General features: G+C 71.1%; 1 protein-coding gene. It reads right to left on the bottom strand.

All coding sequences use genetic code 11. The annotated features are described in order from the left end of the window. Positions 1–108: 108 nt before the first annotated feature. On the bottom strand, positions 109–867 hold the full coding sequence (fabG, locus tag E1211_RS32105) for a 3-oxoacyl-ACP reductase FabG (protein ID WP_132354000.1): 759 nt from the start codon (positions 865–867) through the stop codon (positions 109–111). Positions 868–1,203: the final 336 nt, after the last annotated feature.

Genomic DNA, 1,203 nt, shown 5'->3' with positions numbered 1-1,203 from the left:
ACCCCGAACTGACCCCGGCCGGTCGGCCTTCTTCCTCGAAGGAGAGCCACAGCGAGCGCAATGGCCACTCCTTCCGAGTAGGAGTGGCCATTCGCGTGCGGGTGGGGGTCAGGCGCGGGGGCCGCCGGCCACGTAGATGACCTGGCCGGAGACGAACGACGCGCCCTCGCTCGCGAGGAACGAGATGGTGTGGGCCACGTCCTCCGGGCGGCCCACCCGGCGTACCGGGATCTCCGCAACCGCGTGCTTCTGCAACTCGGCGAAGTCCACCTTCATCCGCGCGGCGGTCGCCGCCGTCATGTCGGTGACGATGAACCCGGGCGCCACCGCGTTGACGGTGACACCGAAGGGTCCGAGTTCGACGGCGAGGGTCTTGGTGAAGCCCTGCAAACCCGCCTTCGCCGCCGCGTAGTTCGCCTGGCCACGGTTGCCGAGCGCGGACGTGCTGGAGAGGTTGACGATCCGGCCCCACCTGCGCTCCACCATGTGCCGCTGGGTGGCCTGGCTGAACAGGAAGGCACCGCGCAGGTGCACACCCATCACCGTGTCCCAGTCGGCGTCGGTCATCTTGAACAGCAGGTTGTCCCGGAGCACACCGGCGTTGTTGACCAGCACCGTCGGCGTGCCCAGCTCGGCGACGACCCGCTCCACGGCGGCCTCCACCTGGCCACGGTCGGCGACGTCCGCGCCCACCCCGAGCGCGCGGCCCCCGGCGGCCACGATCCCGTCGACCGTCTCCTTCGTCGCCGACTCCTCGATGTCGACCACGGCGACCGCCAGGCCGTCAGCGGCGAGCCGGCGTGCAGTGGCCGCGCCGATACCGCGCGCGGCTCCGGTGACGATGGCGACGCGGGGCTCCTCCGACATGACTACCTCCCGGTAACTTAGGGTCGATCGAAGGAGCTTAACCTCCGCCCGCCGCGGGGCGCGATCGTTGCCCTATACGAAATGATCATTGCGGCGTAGCGTCTCGTTCCGCCCTCCGACACCCACGCGCCGCCCCGGGCCCCAACCGGCACGCGCGTGGCGGAGAGGTCGCTACCACCCCCGTAGCGACCGGTGCGAAGACGAGACAAGGACGACAACACGTGAAGCTCTCGCGTAACCGTGGAGCCTGGCTCGCCGCCGTGGTCGCCACGGCCCTCGCGGCGACCAACGGGTCACCCGCCCTGGCCGCCCCGGGCTCCCCGGCCGGTCCCGGCC

The sequence above is a fragment of the Micromonospora sp. 15K316 genome (genome assembly GCF_004348525.1).
Classification (GTDB): Bacteria; Actinomycetota; Actinomycetes; order Mycobacteriales; family Micromonosporaceae; genus Micromonospora.
This window is presented reverse-complemented; position numbering and strand designations above follow the sequence as displayed.

Bases quoted from the DNA above. Each gene is read 5' to 3' on its own strand.
- fabG (WP_132354000.1), bottom strand. From the start codon at position 867: ATGTCGGAGGAGCCCCGCGTCGCCATCGTCACCGGAGCCGCGCGCGGT.